We start from the raw sequence: 779 nt of genomic DNA on the forward strand, positions 1-779 counted from the left end.
GGTAAAAAGAATTAGGAGGAATTAAATTATGGAAAAAAGATATTTATTAATAACAAATAGTTCATTTACTGGAATAGATACTGAATTATTTTATACATTAGAAGAAGCAAAATATACTGCTAAAAATAAAAGTTGTTCTCAAACAACCATTATTGATTTAGAAGATAAAAATATTAAATGACAAGGAGATAAATAATATGGAAAAAATAAAAAGAAATATTGCTAAATTATTAATTTCAATAAATGATGGTGAATTTGATGGATATGGGCAAAATACTATGAAGCAAATGATTTATGCTGAATTAGAAAAAATTTTTAATCAAATTAATAAAGAAAGTTTTTAAAATGCGAAATATACAAAGAATTACAAATAAAAGGATGTGAATAATATGTGAAAAGATGAAGATGGCAAAGTTTACACAGAAGAAGATTTATTTAATGAAGCATTAGAAGAATGTCATTCAGAAGAAAGTGCTTATGACTATATTGAAAAATTAATTATGGAAAAGAATTTGGAGGAATTAGAAAATGAAAACATTACAAGATTTAATTAAAGATTTAACAGGAATAACTGTTGAACAAGAAAAAATCAATGAATATTTAGCAAGTGAAAAATTAGATTTACAAGGTGCTAATTTAGAATATGCTTGTTTACGAGATGCTAATTTATCTTATACTGATTTACGAGGTGTTAATTTATCTTGTGCTGATTTAGAAGGTATTAAAATCACTAAGCAACAATTAGAACAATTAACTGTTATTGAGGAGAATGAATAATG

At 23.6% G+C, this 779-nt stretch carries 4 protein-coding genes; all 4 read left to right on the forward strand.

Annotation, left to right across the window (positions count from 1 at the left end):
• The first annotated feature begins 28 nt into the window (after window positions 1–28).
• Genes C6B38_RS10170 through C6B38_RS05900 form a run of 4 tightly spaced genes read left to right on the forward strand, consistent with a single transcriptional unit; the run spans window position 29 to window position 777 of the window.
• Window positions 29–196 carry a hypothetical protein gene (locus tag C6B38_RS10170; RefSeq protein ID WP_162475850.1) on the forward strand — a complete coding sequence of 56 codons (168 nt, stop codon included), beginning with the start codon at window positions 29–31 and terminating at the stop codon, window positions 194–196.
• A 1-nt stretch (window position 197) separates the two neighbouring features.
• Window positions 198–344, forward strand: coding sequence for a hypothetical protein (locus tag C6B38_RS10175; RefSeq protein ID WP_162475906.1), 147 nt, complete (start codon window positions 198–200; stop codon window positions 342–344).
• A 45-nt stretch (window positions 345–389) separates the two neighbouring features.
• Window positions 390–554: a hypothetical protein gene (locus C6B38_RS10180; protein WP_162475907.1), complete on the forward strand. Its 165-nt coding sequence runs from the start codon at window positions 390–392 to the stop codon at window positions 552–554.
• Window positions 529–777 (forward strand): pentapeptide repeat-containing protein, encoded by a 249-nt coding sequence (locus C6B38_RS05900; protein ID WP_105298837.1) that lies wholly within the window; start codon window positions 529–531, stop codon window positions 775–777. The genes C6B38_RS10180 and C6B38_RS05900 overlap by 26 nt, the downstream gene beginning before the upstream one ends.
• The last annotated feature ends 2 nt before the right edge of the window (window positions 778–779 follow it).

The sequence above is a fragment of the Spiroplasma sp. ChiS genome (assembly GCF_002968355.1).
Lineage (GTDB): Bacteria > Bacillota_I > Bacilli_A > Mycoplasmatales > Mycoplasmataceae > Spiroplasma > Spiroplasma citri.